The organism is Actinopolyspora lacussalsi (assembly GCA_030803735.1).
Lineage (GTDB): Bacteria > Actinomycetota > Actinomycetes > Mycobacteriales > Pseudonocardiaceae > Actinopolyspora > Actinopolyspora lacussalsi.
In genome coordinates this window covers 4,458,216-4,473,292 of record JAURUC010000001.1, presented here as the reverse complement: position 1 = coordinate 4,473,292, position 15,077 = coordinate 4,458,216, and the positions used below count along the sequence as shown (strand labels likewise).

Below are 15,077 nucleotides of genomic sequence, written 5' to 3'. Positions count from 1 at the left end.
GTGACTCCGCGTCAACACCACGTCCGGAGCAATCACGGCCCGGTCATCGGACCAATAAATTACTATGAGCTGCGTATATGCCGAATCGTCCGATCCGAATGAAGCCTATCGAGTTAAGAACGTATCTGATAGGTTCTCGATCCGAACGCTGGGGATACTCGGCGGATGCCGCCCAACGAGCGACCGAGGACACGGATGAGCGAGACCGACGAACCGGAGCGCCCGGGAACTCGGGACGCCGCGACCGAACTCGAGGAACTGATCTTCGAGCGGTTCGGGGTGGGCGAGCTGCTGCCCTCCGAGTCCGAGTTGGCGACCCGACTGGGTGTCAGCAGGCTGACCGTGCGCGAGGCGATCCGGTCACTGCAGGCACGGGGCCTGGTGGAGATCCGCAAGGGAAGGCGTCCCCGCGTCACCGCACCCAGCGGGGACCAGATCGGGGACTTCTTCAACACCCTGCTGCGCTGGAACCCCGGCTCGGCCTTCGAACTGCTCGAAGTCAGGCACGGCCTGGAGACGCAGACCAGCACGCTCGCCGCGAACAACGCCGGTTCGAGCGACGTCTCCGCGATGGAACTGGCGATCAGAGCGATGGACCAGGCCGAGGACGCCACCGAGTACCACGACGCCGACCTGCGGTTCCACGAACTGCTGGCGCGCGCCTCCGGCAACCGGATGCTGGCGTTGCTCATCGAGGCGCTGGCGGGCAGCCTGCACGACAGCATGATCGCCAGTTACCGGGGACACCGGAAGCTGGGCGGTTCGCACGCCGACGCGGCCGAACAGCACCGCGAGGTACTCGACCGCGTCCGGCAACGCGATCCCGGCGGGGCGGCCGAAGCGATGCGCAGGCACCTGCGAACCACCGAGCGGGACCTGCGCGCCGTGTTCAACACACCCCCCACGGGGAAATCGGCAGCCGATCCCCCGAGCGAGCGACAGGATTCGGACTGCTGAGCGGAAGCAGCGGCAGTGTCCGAACCGGACGCACCGTCCGGATCGGCAGAACCCGGCACGAAAGGATTCTTCGGCTTGCACAGCGATTCGAGCGTTGCCGTACACCGGGCCGAACAGCTGACCGAGAACCGCGCCGAGCACGGCGAGGGACCGGTCTGGGACGAGGCCACCGGACAGCTGCACTGGGTGGACATGCTCGCGGGAGACCTGCTGAGCATGGTTCCGGGCGGCACCGTCGGCCGCACCAAGGTCGGAACCGTGGCCGCCGTGGCACGGCCGGTGGTGGGCGGTGGTCTGGTGCTGGCGCTGGAACGGGGCTTCGCCCTGCTGCGGCCGGGCAACGAGACACCGGAGTCACTGCCCGAGTTGTGGAGCGACCCCTCGGTACGCATGAACGACGGCGGGTGCGACGCCCTCGGCAGGTTCTACGCGGGCTCGATGGCCTACGACGAATCCCCCGGCCGGGGGGCGTTGTGGCGGCTGCACGGCGACCTGAGTACCGAGCGGGTGCTGGACGGGGTGACCATCTCCAACGGTCTGGTGTGGACCCCCGACGGTGGGACGGCGTACTACGTGGACACCCCCACCCGGCGCATCGACCGGTTCGACGTCACGCCGGGCACCGGGGAGCTGCACGACAGACGTCCCGTGGTGCGGATTCCGAACGAACTCGGCGCTCCGGACGGGTTGACGCTGGACGCAGCGGGCTGCCTGTGGGTCGCGCTCTGGCAGGGCGGGGCGGTGCACCGCTACAGCCCGGAGGGCGAACTGCTCACCAGGGTGGAGCTGCCCACACCCCAGGTGACCGCCTGCGCGTTCGGCGGAACCGACCTGGACACCCTCTACATCACCACCTCCCGGCAGGGCATCGAGAACCGGGAGGATCCCCACGCGGGCGCGCTGTTCCACTTCGATCCCGATGTCCGGGGCAACCGCGTGCACCCGTTCCGGATCGAGGAGGACGCTTGAGCCCCGAGGTGATCACTTTCGGTGAGACGATGGGGCTGCTGCTGGCGGAGCAGGGGCAGCCGCTGGAGCACGCGGCGGGGTTCCGGCGTTCGATCGCCGGAGCGGAGTCGAACACGGCCGTGGGGCTGGCCCGCCTCGGCCACCGCGTGGGGTGGTTCGGGCGGGTGGGCGACGATCCGTTCGGCCGTTCCGCGCTGCGTACCCTGCGCGGCGAAGGAGTCGACGTCTCCCGGGCTGTGGTGGACGAGTCGCTGCCCACCGGGCTGCTGGTGCGCGACGCGCACGCGCACCGCCCCATCGAGGTCTGCTACTACCGGAGCGGCTCGGCCGGCAGCGCCCTGCACGAGGGGGACGTGGACGAGGAGTGGATCGGTGGGGCCGGGTTGCTGCACCTGACCGGCATCACCGCCGCGCTGTCCGAGGACGCGAGAGCGGCCACCGAACGGGCGGTGCGGGCGGCGCGGGATGCCGGGGTTCCGGTGAGTCTGGATCCCAACATTCGGCGCAAGCTGGCCGGGATCGAGCGGTGGGTGGAGCTGCTGCGCCCACTCACCGAGCGAACCGACCTGGTACTGACCGGTCTGGACGAGGCCGAGGAGATCAGCGGGTGCGCCGGTGAGCGTGCCGCCGCCGGGTGGTTGCTCGAACGGGGTGCCCGGCTGGTGGTGCTCAAGCTGGGCTCGCGCGGGGCCTGGGCCACCGACGGTGAGCGGGAGTGGTTCCAGCGGGCGGCCGAGGTGCCCGCGGTGGATCCGGTGGGAGCCGGTGACGCGTTCAACGCGGGATTCCTGTCCGCGCACCTGCGGGGGATCTCGGTGCCCGAGGCGCTGGCCGAGGCCGCCACCGTGGCGGGCAGCGTGGTGCAGATTCTCGGGGACATGGACGGCCTCCCTGACTCGCGGTTGCGGGATCTGGCCGTGGGTGACGAGCAGGTCACCGCGCGCTGACGCCATTCGACCACGCGTTGTGGAGTCGGCACGGCCCCGGTGGCGTCGATTTCTCGCGAAATCGACGCCCCGCTGGGGCGGCACGGCGGAGGCGGACGTCGATTTCTCGCGAAATCGCCGGGCGGTGGGACGGCACGGGGCCGCACTCCCACCACTCCCGCGAGCCGAGCTCCCACCACTTACGCAATCGGCACCGCCGCGGGTTCTCCCGTGCGACGTCGATTTTCCGGGTGTGTTCCAGGGGCGCCGTCGGGAAGCGAGCGTGAGTGTCGCAGCGCGGGTGTCCCCGGTGCGTGAGTCGGATGCATTGCGAGGCCGGGCCGCTCGCCGCGTAGGTCGCTACTCAAGAGCCGGCCCAACACAGCAAGGCGCCGACTCACGTGACGGCTAACCGAGCACGCACACGAATACCGTTTCGAGTTCTGTACGGAGGAGTGGAATGTACCGCTGGCAGGTAGCAAGCACCATCGCCGAGCACGGGGTGGTGGGTATCGTCCGGGCCGCCGACGCACGAACGGCAAGGCAACGTGCCGCGGCCTGCCTGAACGCGGGCCTGGAGGTACTGGAGGTCTCGCTGACCACACCGGACGCCACGACGGTGTTGCGCGAGCTCCGTGCGGAGTACCCGAACGCGCTGCTGGGGGCGGGCACCGTGCTGGACGCCACCTCCGCACGACTCGCCGTCGACGCCGGGGCTCGGTTCCTGGTATCGCCATCGCTGCACGACGAGGTGATCTCCACCGGCCACCGCTACGGTGCGGCGGTGCTGCCCGGTGTCGACACGCCGAGCGAGCTGGTGCGGGCCCTGGAAGCGGGTGCCGACGCGATCAAGCTGTTCCCCGCGAGCAGGTGGACGCCGGAGAGCATGCGGGACGTGCTCGCGGCACTGCCGCAGGCCCCGATGGTTCCAACCGGCGGAGTCTCGGTGGACCGAGCCCCCGACTGGATAGCGAACGGGGCGGTCGCGGTCGGGATGGGTTCGGCGCTGTCCGAAGGCGATCAGGCGGAGGCCGCCGAACGTATCTCGGGACTGCTGGAACGGATTCGACAGGCCCGCGGCTGACCCAGCTCGCACCCGGTACGGCCGGGAGACGCGACGCGGGCCCGTGTCGCGACGGCTCATCCCGATCGGCTGAACTCGGTATCGGCCGGTTCGAGCCGGTCCTGGTGTGCGGGCACGTCGCGTCGACCGAATCGGCCGAACCGACGGGGCTCACGGAACGGCTGGTACGTGGCGGTGGTTCGTGCCCGGAACTCGGTACGCGACACCCGCCGGTTGCGGTCGGCCAGCAGCAGCGCCATCACGACGATCGGCACGAGCGAAGCGGCGACGGCACCCAACCAGGACACGGCCGTGGCCATGTCGTGCCAGCGGGTCAGCAGTCCGACCACCACAGCGGGCAGCCCGGCACCGGCGTAGAAGGCGATGTAGAGCGCGGAGGTCACCCCCGCGCGCTGCCGTTCGGGAGCTACCACGTCGATGGTGGCGCCCGCGCCGCTGTAGGTGAGGCCGTGCCCGACTCCGGTGGCCACCGCCGCGATCACGGTCACCGACAGCGAACCGCCGCCGGTCAGCGCCAGCAGCACGAGCCCGCTCAGCAACGCACCGAGCCCGAGCAGCTGCGCCAGGCGCGGACCGAACCGGGTCACCAGCGGTTGAATCAGCACCGAGCAGGTGAGCACGGCACAGAGCAGCGCGCCCGTGATCGCCGGGTTCTCGACTCCCGCCCGTCGACCGAGCACGACCGGCACGACCGCCAGGAAGAGGCCGGCGCCGGTCCAGGCGAGGAAGCCGGAAGCGGCGGCCGTGGTGAACGAAGCGCGTATCCCCGCCGGTATTCGCGGGCGTGTCGGGCGCCAACGGCTCACCCGGGAGGTGGCCGCGGGCAGTGCCGAGACCAGGCACCACCCGACCGCCAGCAGCGCCAGATGCACCAGATAGGGCGAGAGGCGGGGCGCGGGCGCGTACTGGGCCAGCACCCCCGCGACGAGCGGCCCGGTGGCGGTCCCCGCCACGAATCCCATGCTGGCCACTGTGGACGCGCGTAACCTGTCCCTGTTCGCGGCCCGTTCGACGAGCAGCGCGCTGGTCGCCCCGGTCACGGCTCCCAGCGCTGTTCCCTGCGCGGCGCGCCCCACCAGCAACCAGGCCGGGCCGGAGGCGAGCGCGAAACAGCACGAACCGAGCGCGGCGGCCAGCAAGCCAGCGCGAAGTACCGTTCTGGGACCCAGCGCGTCCGAAGCCGGGCCGAACAGCAGCAGGGCGGGCGCGCTGACGAGTGCGAAGGTGGCGTAGATCGACGTCATCGTGAGATCGCCGAATCCGAAGGCCTGCTGGTAGTCGGGGTACAACGGGCTGGGCAGATAGGCCCCCGCAGTGAGCACGACCAGCAGGTAGACCGCCGTACGCACCTCGTGGGCGCGACCGGTGGCAAACCTGCCCGTGGCGAGTCGGGGACCGGAACCATCTTCGTCGAAAAATCTCCGGAACAGCACGACACCAGTCTGTCCACGAAAACTGCTGCAGAGAAGCAAACGTTTTCGCAAACGATCGTGCAAAATATTTACATGATCGATCCGAAGTTGCGGGTGCTGCAGCTGGTGGCCCACCACGGCACGGTCACCGCCGCCGCCCAGGCGTTGCACTACACGCCCTCGGCCGTGTCACACCAGTTGCGTCAGCTGGCCGCCGAACTCGGGGTGGAACTGATCACCCAGTCGGGGCGCGGCATCCGATTGACCGCCGCCGCCACGACCGTGCTGCGCCACGCCGAGGTGCTGTCCGCACAGGCCGAGCGCGCCCGGGCGGAACTGGCCGCCGCCACCGACGAACCCGAGGGCTCGTTCACCGTGTGCGGCTTCTCCACCGCGGCGACTCACCTGCTTCCCCCGGCCGCCGCCGCGCTACGGGACCACTACCCGCACCTGCGGGTCCGGGTCATCGAGGCCGAACCGGCGCGCTGCTTCGATCTGCTGCTGGCGGGCGATGCCGATCTGGCACTGCTGATCGCCACCGACGACACGCCGCCCGCATCGGACACCCGCTTCGACCAGCATCCACTGCTCGACGATCCGCTCGATCTGGTGGTACCCGAGCACCACCACCTGACCGAGCGCCGGACGGTCACGCTCGCCGACGCCGCCGACGAGTCGTGGATACTGGGACGGCCGGGCAGCACCTACCACCACCTGGTGCGCACCGCGTGCATGGCGGCCGGGTTCACACCGGACATCGCGCACTACGCCGACGAGTGGGAGACCGGAACAGCCCTGGTGGCCCACGACTTCGGCATCATCCTCGTTCCCAGGCTCGCCAGGTTGCACCAGGACTGGCCCGTCACCCGCATCCCGCTGCGCGGCGAACCGGCACCGGCACGCCGCATCCTGGCGACCAACAGGCTCGGCAGCCGGGACCGCCCGGCGATCGCCACCGCGCTGGACACGATCACCCGAACCGCCGACACGCTCCTCCCTCCGCCTGCCCAGGGGTAACAGGGGCGGAACGATTCGCCGGGACAGGTGGTCAGCACGCGAGTCGGCCCGTCGCGGTGGATCACCGGTGTCGCTCGGTGTTCGACAACCTACTGTTACTCGTGGTAACAGTTACTTCGTCGATCGGGCCGGACGAAATAACGCCCGGACCGGTCGGTTGCCCGCCCCGGGCGGGCCGACGGCTTCGGGACCCCCGACGAGGACGTGATCATGACGGCCAGTCCGCGAGTACACACCAGCGACGGAATCCGGCTCGCGGTGCGCGAGCACGGCGACCGTGCACGTCCGTGCATCGTGTGCGTACACGGGTATCCCGACGACCGGCACGTCTGGGACGAGGTGGTTCCCCTGCTCGCCGAGCGGTATCACGTGGTCACCTACGACGTGCGGGGCGCGGGCGAATCGGACAGGCCCCGCCGGAACGACGCCTACGACCTCGAGCGGCTCGCCGCCGACCTGGAACGGGTCATGGACGAGGTCAGTCCCGAACGCCCCGTGCACCTGCTGGCCCACGACTGGGGATCGATCCAGGCGTGGCAGGCCGTCACCAATCCGAGGCTGCGGGAACGAATCCGCTCCTTCACCACGATCTCGGGCCCCTCCCTCGACCACGCGGGCGAGTGGATGCGGAGCAAACTGCGCCGTCCCACGCCGCGAGGGCTCCGCGACCTGGTGAGCCAACTCACGCACTCCGGCTACATCGGTTTCTTCCAGCTTCCCGTCATCCCCGAACTGGCGTGGCGCACCGGCATCATGCGGCGGGTGATACGGCTGCTGGACCCCAGTGCTCGGCACATCACGGCGCGAACCAGTGACGGGGTGGCCGGGCTCGCGCTGTACCGCAGGAACACCTCGCGGCGGTTCCGCGCTCCGACCCCACGCGCCACCTCGGTACCGGTGCAGGTACTCGCCCCCACGGGCGATTCCTTCGTCGGAACCCCCATGCAGACCGAGATCGACCGCTGGGTCGAGGACCTGCGGGTGCGGCACCTGCGGGGCGGGCACTGGCTGCCCCGCAGCTCCCCGGAACGGATCGCCCACGCTACCGAGGAGTTCGTCCGGCACCTGGAAGGCGGGGAACAGTCCCGGGAACTGCGCAGAGCCCGAACCGGCGTCGATCGGCGGGGTTTCGCGGACCGGCTCGTCGTGGTCACCGGGGCGGGAAGCGGAATAGGTCGTGCCACCGCGCACGCCTTCGCGGCGGAGGGCGCCGAGATCGTGGCGGCCGATGTGGACGAAGCCGCGGCGCGGCTGACCGCGGCGCGACTGCGCGAGCAGGGGGCCGTGGCCGCGGGATACGGCGTGGACGTGGCGACGGGCTCCTCGGTGCGGGAGCTGGCCGAACGGGTACGGGAGGAGCACGGCGTAGCCGACATAGTGATCAACAACGCCGGGATCGGCATGTCCGGTTCCTTCATGGACACCACGGAGGCCGACTGGCAACGGGTCCTGGACGTGAACCTGTGGGGCGTGATCCACGGTTGCCGGGCGTTCGCCGAACAGCTGATCGAGCGCGGCGAGGGCGGCCGGATCGTCAACGTGGCCTCGGCGGCGGCCTATCTGCCCGTACCGGGGTTGCCCGCCTACGCGAGCTCCAAGGCCGCGGTACTCGCCCTCTCCGAACGACTGCGGGGTGAGCTGTCCGCGCACGGCATCGGGGTCACCGCGGTGTGCCCGGGAGTGGTCAGCTCCGGCATAACCGACACGACGACCTTCGTGGGCAGCTCTCCCGAACAGCAACGGCGCAAGCGGGAACGAGCGGGGCGCCTCTATCGTCGTCGCGCCTTCACCTCTGAGAGCGCCGCGGCGGAGATCCTGCGGGCGGTTCGCCGCGACCGAGCCGTCGCACCGGTCACGCCGGAGGCCAGGGCGGGCCTGCTGCTCTCGCGGTTGACGCCCGGCCTGTTGCGAACGGTGACACGTGCCCGGGGCTGATCGGGGATGATCGGCAGGCTTACCCGGTTACCCCGCTACCTTCCGTACTGCCGAAATCCTAACTCTGCTCCATTCGAGTGACTTACCGAGTAGTTGATTGTCACTGTCGAGTGAAATCCACTACTTTCGTTTACGGATCCGATTGGGAATCGGATCTCTCCGGAGGGAAGGATCTCTTCGCGCGCGGATTCGCGAGGAGAAGATCGCAGGCACATCGGGAACGACCGAAGGTCTGTTCATGGGGGGCGAGAGACATTCGATCCTTTTGCGATGTTCGCCGCATGAAAACCAAAGCGGGAGTTTGTTCATGACGGTACACGGATCGCGGAACCGGGGGCAGTCGGCCGCACGAAACGGTGCGGTAACCGGCAGATTCGGCAGAATGTTTCCGACGATCGAACCCAGAAGGGCCACCGGGCCGGAACTCGCCGAGGAGTTCGGCCTACCGGGTGGAAAAATGGATTCCGGAACCACGACCGACGAGCAACAGAACCCGGTCCTCGACTCGGGGTTCACCTTTCTCGGACAGTTCATCGACCACAACATCACGTTCGATCCGACCAGCAGCCTGGAACAGCGGGTCGACCCCGAAGCCCTGCGCAGTTTCCGCTCACCGCGCCTCGATCTGGACCACCTGTACGGCGGCGGCCCGGCCGTCGACGAACTCCTCTACGACGCCGAGTCACAGCAGACCAAACTCGCGATCGCAGAAGGGGGGCACGATCACGCCCGAACTCCGGAGGGAGTGGCGTTGATCGGCGATCCGCGCAACGACGAGAATCTGATTATATCGCAGCTGCATCTGGCATTCGCTAAGTTCCACAACCGGATCGTGGACGAACTGCGATCCGGTGAAATCACCGACGTCTTCGGCCAAGTGTTTCCCAACGCACCCGAACGGCCGGAGGAAGGCCGGTCGACCACCGAACTGCTGACGTTGAGCAATTACTACGACGATCTCCTGGCCACCGCACAACAGTTGGTGCGCTGGCACTTCCAATGGATCGTACGCAATCAGTTCCTCCCGCTGGTGGTCGGCGAGGACCTGATGAACGACATAGCCGAGAACGGACCGCGGTTCTTCGACCCGAGCGGTGATCCGTTCATCCCGGTGGAGTTCGCGGTGGCCGGTTTCCGGTTCGGCCACGCCACCATCCGTTCGCACTACCGGGTCAACGAGTCCTTCTTCGCACCGATCTTTCCGGAGGATCCGGAGGCGCCCGGTGTTCCCAGAACGGATCTGAACGGCGGACCGGTGGCGCCGGAGGACACGGTGGACTGGCGCTACTTCTTCCAGACGGACGAGGAAACGAGCGCCACGCAGGCCAAGCGGTTCGAGGCCGCGATCAACACGCGGCTGCTGGATCTGCCCATCCGTGCCGTTCCGGGCGCGGTCGACGGTGCGTTGCCGTCGCAGCTGCGCTCGCTCGTGGTGCGCAACCTGCTGCGCAGCGAGACGCAACAGCTCCCCTCGGGGCAGGACGTGGCCCGCAAGATCGGGGAGATTCCGCTCAGCGACGAGGAGCTGGGGAGCGAGGGGCCGATATACCTCTGGTACTACCTGCTGAAGGAAGCCGAGGTGCTGCGCGGGGGACGACAGCTCGGTCCGGTCGGCGGCCGTCTCGTCGCCGAGACGCTGGTGGGCCTGCTGCGGGCGGATCCGAGCTCCTACCTGTCGGTGTTCCCGCGCTGGGAACCCACGATCGGTGGCGTGGGCAGCGAGTTCGGCATCGTCGACCTGCTGCGCTACGCCGGGGTGGTCTCGGTGGAGTGACGATCCACTCGCGGAGGGCGCCGTGCCCGGGCGGGCGCGGCGCCGTCCTCCGGTGACGCGTCCGCACGGCCGCCGAACCGCGCGGAACCTAGCGGAACCAGACGGTGACGCGCTCCAACCAGCCGCGCAGCAGCTCGGTGTCGCCGAGCACCTCGAGGTCCGGATCGGACAACGGCTTTCGCAGGTAGGCGGCCAGCAGCAATCCCGTCAGCGACCCCCGTAGCGCCACGGTCGCCTTCTCGTGCGCACGACGCCAGGTGATCGGCTCCCCGCTCAGGTCGACCAACCACTCCGCCGCGAGCTCCTCGGGCACGTCGGTGGCGTGCAGGTGCACCGTGTTCCCGTCACCGAGCAGCCGCCGCAGCTCGGGATCGGCCTGCGATAACCGCGGCAGCGCGCACAGCAGCATCCACTCGTCCAGCGCGTCCACCGCGAGCTCCGGATCCGATGTGAACCGTTCAGGAAACGTGTAAAAGTGTTCCTGAGCTGTCGCCTTGCGGCGCAGCGTTGGCCCTGGCCCGTTGGGGCGGGGTCTTCCCGTGGCGGTACCCGTTGCCAGCGGGGCTGGTCTTACGTGGGTTTCCAGCGGGCGTGTTTTCCGTCCCGACGCAACTCGCCGTGGACGCGAGACCCGCTAGGTTGCGGGCCGCGTTGAGATCACGATCAGCGGTGTATCCGCAGTGATCGCAGGTGAATGTCCGCTCGGACAGGCGCAGTTTGGTTTTCACCGCACCACAGTCGTTGCAGGTCTTCGAGCTGGGATACCACCGGTCGGCCACCACCAGGTCGCGACCGTTCCACGTGGTTTTGTAGTCGAGCTGGCGACGCAGCTCAGCCATGCCGACATCGGAGACGACGCGGGCAAGCTTGTGGTTACGCACCATCCCGGCCACGTTGAGGTCTTCCACCACCACGGCGTCGAACTCATCGACCAAGCGCGCCGAGAGTTTGTGCAGACCATCCCGGCGTGCGTTCGCGATGGCGATGTTCAGCTTCGCGATGCGTGCTTGGGTCTTGCGCCACCGGTTCGACGGCTGCTTCCGGGGGCGCTTGTCTGGGCCGTTTCGGCGGGAGGCTTGGCGCTGCAACCGGCGTAGTTCGCGCTGCGCTACTTCGAGGTGCTTGGGGTTGGCAATGGTTTCGCCGGTGGAGAGCACGGCGAGGGACTTGATTCCGAGATCCACGCCGACCGCACCGCCCTTGCCCGCAGGCTTGGGTTCGGTCTTGGTGATCTCCACGGAGAACGACACGTGCCACCGGCCCCGATGAAAGCTCACACTGGCCGAGCGGATGTGGGCGGTGCCGCGCTCGACGTGCCGGGCGAGTGTGCGGGTGGACTCGTAGGTGCGCACCGTGCCGATGCGGGGCAGCTTCACATGACGGCGATCGCGGGCGGCCAGGCCGAACGAACCGGTCGTGAACCGGCACGACAAGCGGTGACGTTTGGACTTGAACCGGGGGAACCTCATCTTGCCCCCGGCGCGCTTGCCCTTCCGTGACTTGTTCCAGTTGTCCAGCGCGGTCGCGAGGTTCGCCAGCCCGGAGGCGTACGCCTCTTTCGAGTTCTCGCCCCACCAGGGGGCAACGTCGTGCTTGGCGGTGTTCCAGGCTTTGCGCAGGGAATAGGCCGACCACGGCATGGAGGGGGTGAGCTGATCCTCGGGCAAGTCGTAGCTGCGTTCGGCGCTGCGCTGCTCCATCACGGCCTTGACCTGCGCTAAGCCCCAGTTGTAGGCGAACCGGGCCGCGCCGCAGTGCGACGACAACATGGCCCGCTGATCAGGCGTGGGTTCGAGCGCGAACTGGTATGCCTGCAACACCGTGGCCATGCTTGTCACCTCCTCGTGGCGTTTTGCTTGACCACAAGCTAACATACTCAAGTATGTCTAACTTGGATGGGCTGATCTCCGCCCCACAAGCAGCTGAACTACTGGGCATCAGCGTGAAGACGCTGTACCGCAACTCCTACACCTACGACGACTTCCCCCAGCCGACCAGGGTCGGCCGCACCGTCCTGTACGACCCGGACAAGCTCCGCGCGTGGCGTTACGACCACCCACCACGCGGACACGCTGACACGCGTTGACACGTTTTTCCGCGAAACCGACAGCAGTTGAGAACCCCGCACCGACCGTGAACTCCGCGTCGGCCCGGTGCAACAGCGTCTCGTGCGTCATGCGTCGAGCCCACGAGAGCGCGTTCCGCGGTACTCCGACGATCGGGTTCCAGACCTCCGCCTCCGGTCCCGCGCCACGCAGCGCATCCGCGAGGCCCTCGGCCCCCTCGACCAACCATGTCCCGAGGGAAGCCGAATCCTGCCCCGCGGGCTCGGGGGCGCCGTCGGCATGGGCGGCACAGATCTCTACCTGATCACGCGTGCGCACGATCTGCTCCGCCCAGCGGTACTCACCTCCCAGATGCAGCATCAACCGCTCCAGGTTCCAGTTCGGGCAGCTCGGCACGGTCGAGTCCGGTTCCGCGCCGTCGACGGCTTTGCCCAGCAGCTTGGCCTGCGTGACGATCTCCGAGCAGTAGCGCTCGTGGTCCAGTGCACCCATGACTACACCGTAGAGCCGAACCGCCCCGCCGTGCGTCGATTTCTCGCGAAATCGCCGGGCACGCGGAAAGAGCACCCGGTGTACCGGAATGGTGGTGGCAGCGGCTCAGGTACCGCGACGCAGGAAACCCGGCGGGACACGGTCCACCAACCAAACCCCGTTCGTACTGACCCGGAACTCGTGGTCCGCCTCGACCATCTCGCGTGCGGCGATCTCCAGCACGACAGGTGTTCCCCTGCGCGCACCGACAGCACGCGCTTCGGCGACGCTCGCCGAAAGATGGACGTGGTGGCGATTCCTCGGCAGGAGCCCGTCGGCACGGATCGAGGGCAGAAAGCGCTCGACAGTGCCGTGGTACAGCACTTCCGGGGGCGAGGTCACCGGCAGATCGAGATCGACGACGACGCTGTGGCCCTGGTTGGCCCTGATCGACTCGCCGGTGCGATCGAAGGCGAAGCGTGACTTGTCGTTGCGGAGCACGACCTCGGCGAGCTGATCACGAGTAAGCGGCATACCGTGCTGGTCCAACGCGGACAGCAGCTCGTCCACACTCACCCAGCCGTCGGCTTCCAGGCGGATACCGATGCGTTCGGGAGCATGGCGCAGATACAGCGCGAGCCGCTTGGACACGCGCACTATTTCCCGTTGTTCCATTCGCCGCTCATTGCCGCATCGACCGGGACGAAACGCAACTTCTTTTCGAGAACGGCCCGGAGGACCACCCGCTCGGTAGGGCCACAACTCGCTGGGCGGCGTCGATTTCTCGCGAAATCGCCGGGCATGCGGCCGGCGGTACGCTCCGCGCACAACCCGGGGTGCCCCGGCCGGACCGGAGCACCCCGGGTGACGAGGCGCGGCGAGTGGAATTGAGCGGTCAGCCGTTGTGGTTGCGGACCGCCCGCTCGATGCGCTTGCCGATGTCCTCGTCGATGTTGCGCCAGTACTCGAAGGCGCGCTGCAGGATCGGTTCGGTGACGCCGTCGAGCAGGTGCCCCGAGACGTTGTTGACCAGCCGTTCCCGGGCGGCGTCGTCCATCACCTCGCGAACCAGCGTGCCCGCCTGGATGAAGTCGTCGTCGTCCCGGCGAGGGGTGTACGCCTCGTGCACCATCTCACCACTGGTGTGCCAACCGGCGTAATCGCCGAACCGGGCCGTGTCGGCCTCGGGACCACCGTAGGAGTTCGGTGCGTACACCGGGTCCGAGATCTTGTTGACCCGCATGCTGCCGTCCTTGCTGTAACTGTGGACGGGCACCTCGGCCGAGTTGACCGGGATCTGCTTGTAGTTGGCTCCCAGTCGCGCCCGGTGGGCATCGGCATAGGAGAACAACCGGGCCAGCAGCATCTTGTCCGGGCTCGGACCGATCCCCGGAACGAGGTTGTTCGGTTCGAACGCGGCCTGCTCGATCTCGGTGTGGTGATCGGTCGGGTTCCGGTTGAGCTTCATCCGCCCCACCTCGATGAGCGGATAGTCACCGTGGGGCCAGACCTTGGTCAGGTCGAACGGGTTGAACCGGTAGGTCTCGGCCTCGGCGAACGGCATGATCTGCACGTACAGCGTCCAGCTGGGGTGATCCCCGTTCTCGATGGCCTGGTAGAGGTCCCGCTGGTGGTAGTCACCGTCCGCGCCGGCCAGGTGGTCGGCCTCCTGCTGCGTGAGGAAGTCGACGCCCTGGTCGGTCTTGAAGTGGTACTTGACCCAGAACTTCTCGCCCCGGTCGTTGATCCACATGTAGGTGTGGCTGGAGTAGCCGTTCATGTGCCGCCAGGTCTTCGGGATCCCCCGGTCGCCCATGAGCCAGGTGACCTGGTGTGCCGATTCGGGGGAGAGCGTCCAGAAGTCCCACTGCATGTCCTTGTCGCGCGAATTGGTGTCCGCGCGTCGCTTCTGCGAACGGATGAAGTGCTGGAACTTCATCGGATCGCGGACGAAGAACACCGGCGTGTTGTTGCCGACCATGTCGTAGTTGCCGTCGCTGGTGTAGAACTTCACCGCGAAACCACGCGGATCACGCCAGGTGTCCGGGCTGCCGCGCTCACCGGCGACCGTGGAGAACCGGATCATCATCTCGGTGCGGGTGCCCGGCTGAAACACGGAAGCCTTCGTGTAGGCGCTGACGTCGTTGGTCACCACGAACTCACCGAACGCGCCGTTGCCCTTGGCGTGCGGCTGGCGTTCCGGGATTCGCTCCCGGTTGAACTGCGCCATCTGCTCGATGAGGTAGTTGTCCTGCAGCAGGATCGGCCCGTTCGGGCCCACCGTCAACGAGTGCTCGTCGCTTTCGACCGGGATTCCGGCATCGGTTGTTGTCGGGGGTTTGGGTTTTTCTTGCGTCACTGCTGGTGCCTCCTCGTGGTGGTTTCGAGGTGGCGAAGTCCGCATGCTCACCCGGCGGGCCCCGCGACGGGTCCCACAACACGACCCCGGCCCTGGCGAGCATGTCC

At 68.0% G+C, this 15,077-nt stretch carries 13 protein-coding genes and 1 pseudogene; 8 read left to right on the top strand and 6 right to left on the bottom strand.

Annotated elements, in window-relative coordinates:
• The first annotated feature begins 195 nt into the window (after window positions 1-195).
• From J2S53_RS19900 to J2S53_RS19885, 4 genes are all read left to right on the top strand, one after another.
• Window positions 196-957: a FadR/GntR family transcriptional regulator gene (locus J2S53_RS19900; RefSeq protein WP_456242262.1), complete on the top strand. Its 762-nt coding sequence runs from the start codon at window positions 196-198 to the stop codon at window positions 955-957.
• Window positions 958-1,032: 75 nt separating this feature from the next.
• On the top strand, window positions 1,033-1,926 hold the full coding sequence (locus J2S53_RS19895) for an SMP-30/gluconolactonase/LRE family protein (RefSeq protein ID WP_456242261.1): 894 nt from the start codon (window positions 1,033-1,035) through the stop codon (window positions 1,924-1,926).
• Window positions 1,923-2,873, top strand: coding sequence for a sugar kinase (locus tag J2S53_RS19890; RefSeq protein ID WP_456242260.1), 951 nt, complete (start codon window positions 1,923-1,925; stop codon window positions 2,871-2,873). Before J2S53_RS19895 ends, J2S53_RS19890 begins: the two co-directional genes overlap by 4 nt.
• A 439-nt stretch (window positions 2,874-3,312) precedes the next feature.
• Entirely contained in the window at window positions 3,313-3,936 is a 624-nt protein-coding gene (locus J2S53_RS19885) for a bifunctional 4-hydroxy-2-oxoglutarate aldolase/2-dehydro-3-deoxy-phosphogluconate aldolase (protein ID WP_456242259.1), read from the top strand.
• Between the two features lie 56 nt (window positions 3,937-3,992).
• Here J2S53_RS19885 and J2S53_RS19880 read toward each other — a convergent pair whose 3' ends face one another.
• Window positions 3,993-5,369, bottom strand: a complete 1,377-nt coding sequence (locus J2S53_RS19880) for an MFS transporter (protein WP_456242258.1) — start codon at window positions 5,367-5,369, stop codon at window positions 3,993-3,995.
• A 72-nt stretch (window positions 5,370-5,441) separates the two neighbouring features.
• On the opposite strand from J2S53_RS19880, the gene J2S53_RS19875 reads away from it, so the two are divergent.
• From J2S53_RS19875 to J2S53_RS19865, 3 genes are all read left to right on the top strand, one after another.
• On the top strand, window positions 5,442-6,365 hold the full coding sequence (locus J2S53_RS19875) for a LysR family transcriptional regulator (RefSeq protein WP_130469140.1): 924 nt from the start codon (window positions 5,442-5,444) through the stop codon (window positions 6,363-6,365).
• Between the two features lie 210 nt (window positions 6,366-6,575).
• Window positions 6,576-8,300, top strand: a complete 1,725-nt coding sequence (locus J2S53_RS19870; RefSeq protein ID WP_456242257.1) for an SDR family oxidoreductase — start codon at window positions 6,576-6,578, stop codon at window positions 8,298-8,300.
• Window positions 8,301-8,682: 382 nt separating this feature from the next.
• Complete coding sequence (locus tag J2S53_RS19865; RefSeq protein ID WP_456242256.1) at window positions 8,683-10,074, top strand: peroxidase family protein; 1,392 nt, start codon at window positions 8,683-8,685, stop codon at window positions 10,072-10,074.
• An 88-nt stretch (window positions 10,075-10,162) separates the two neighbouring features.
• Here J2S53_RS19865 and J2S53_RS19860 read toward each other — a convergent pair whose 3' ends face one another.
• Both J2S53_RS19860 and tnpB read right to left on the bottom strand, forming a co-directional pair.
• The gene (locus J2S53_RS19860; protein WP_456242255.1) at window positions 10,163-10,504 is read right to left on the bottom strand and encodes a hypothetical protein; all 342 of its coding nucleotides are present in this window, start codon (window positions 10,502-10,504) and stop codon (window positions 10,163-10,165) included.
• A 28-nt stretch (window positions 10,505-10,532) separates the two neighbouring features.
• Entirely contained in the window at window positions 10,533-11,903 is a 1,371-nt protein-coding gene (tnpB, locus tag J2S53_RS19855; protein WP_456242254.1) for an IS607 family element RNA-guided endonuclease TnpB, read from the bottom strand.
• A gap of 53 nt (window positions 11,904-11,956) precedes the next feature.
• On the opposite strand from tnpB, the gene J2S53_RS19850 reads away from it, so the two are divergent.
• Window positions 11,957-12,160 carry a helix-turn-helix transcriptional regulator gene (locus J2S53_RS19850; protein WP_207227430.1) on the top strand — a complete coding sequence of 68 codons (204 nt, stop codon included), beginning with the start codon at window positions 11,957-11,959 and terminating at the stop codon, window positions 12,158-12,160.
• Here the strand turns inward: J2S53_RS19850 and J2S53_RS19845 are convergent.
• The 3 genes and pseudogenes from J2S53_RS19845 to J2S53_RS19835 form a co-directional block, all read right to left on the bottom strand.
• Window positions 12,105-12,632: pseudogene (locus J2S53_RS19845) on the bottom strand (maleylpyruvate isomerase N-terminal domain-containing protein); the annotation flags it as partial. The gene J2S53_RS19850 and the pseudogene J2S53_RS19845 overlap by 56 nt on opposite strands.
• Window positions 12,633-12,737: 105 nt before the next feature.
• Entirely contained in the window at window positions 12,738-13,286 is a 549-nt protein-coding gene (locus J2S53_RS19840; protein WP_456242253.1) for an RNA 2'-phosphotransferase, read from the bottom strand.
• A 220-nt stretch (window positions 13,287-13,506) separates the two neighbouring features.
• The gene (locus J2S53_RS19835; RefSeq protein WP_456242252.1) at window positions 13,507-15,015 is read right to left on the bottom strand and encodes a catalase; all 1,509 of its coding nucleotides are present in this window, start codon (window positions 15,013-15,015) and stop codon (window positions 13,507-13,509) included.
• Window positions 15,016-15,077: the final 62 nt, after the last annotated feature.

What these genes read in the sequence shown, in the direction of transcription:
- J2S53_RS19900 (WP_456242262.1), top strand. Translation starts at nt 196, where the DNA reads ATGAGCGAGACCGACGAACCGGAGCGCCCGGGAACTCGGGACGCCGCG.
- J2S53_RS19885 (WP_456242259.1), top strand. Translation starts at nt 3,313, where the DNA reads ATGTACCGCTGGCAGGTAGCAAGCACCATCGCCGAGCACGGGGTGGTG.
- J2S53_RS19875 (WP_130469140.1), top strand. Translation starts at nt 5,442, where the DNA reads ATGATCGATCCGAAGTTGCGGGTGCTGCAGCTGGTGGCCCACCACGGC.
- J2S53_RS19870 (WP_456242257.1), top strand. Translation starts at nt 6,576, where the DNA reads ATGACGGCCAGTCCGCGAGTACACACCAGCGACGGAATCCGGCTCGCG.
- J2S53_RS19865 (WP_456242256.1), top strand. Translation starts at nt 8,683, where the DNA reads ATGTTTCCGACGATCGAACCCAGAAGGGCCACCGGGCCGGAACTCGCC.
- tnpB (WP_456242254.1), bottom strand. Translation starts at nt 11,903, where the DNA reads ATGGCCACGGTGTTGCAGGCATACCAGTTCGCGCTCGAACCCACGCCT.
- J2S53_RS19850 (WP_207227430.1), top strand. Translation starts at nt 11,957, where the DNA reads ATGTCTAACTTGGATGGGCTGATCTCCGCCCCACAAGCAGCTGAACTA.
- J2S53_RS19840 (WP_456242253.1), bottom strand. Translation starts at nt 13,286, where the DNA reads ATGGAACAACGGGAAATAGTGCGCGTGTCCAAGCGGCTCGCGCTGTAT.
- J2S53_RS19835 (WP_456242252.1), bottom strand. Translation starts at nt 15,015, where the DNA reads ATGCGGACTTCGCCACCTCGAAACCACCACGAGGAGGCACCAGCAGTG.